The organism is Ruegeria sp. SCP10 (assembly GCF_040329495.1).
Classification (GTDB): domain Bacteria; phylum Pseudomonadota; class Alphaproteobacteria; order Rhodobacterales; family Rhodobacteraceae; genus Ruegeria.
Genome location: NZ_JBDZYF010000089.1, coordinates 1 through 322, shown reverse-complemented (window position 1 = coordinate 322; position 322 = coordinate 1). Strand labels below are relative to the sequence as shown.

At 55.9% G+C, this 322-nt stretch carries 1 protein-coding gene; it reads left to right on the top strand.

Translation table 11 applies throughout. The features are described from left to right. On the top strand, nucleotides 1-322 hold a 322-nt coding region (locus ABLN87_RS22405), incomplete at both ends, for a hypothetical protein (protein WP_353014327.1).

Genomic DNA, 322 nt, shown 5'->3' with positions numbered 1-322 from the left:
GCGCAGTTTCCGGGAGACGGGATATCAGCAGGCCTCTCCCGATATTCAGCACATGCTGCAGGCACTGGAACAGCCAGCAGCATCTGGAAAAGTAACCCCGGAAGTATTTGATCAGATCAAGGCGCTGAGCGACCAGGGGGTGTCTGGCAAAAAGATCAGCGCCGCGCTGAAAGCGGAGAACATTCAAATTAGCCATGCAACGATCAGCAGAGCGCTTCGAGCGGATGCGGGCCTGTCAGCAGAGGGTATGCCCAAGGCGGTGACCCGTGATGTCATGCAGATCATCCTCGATCTGAAATCTCAAAAACGCAGCAGCCAGGCA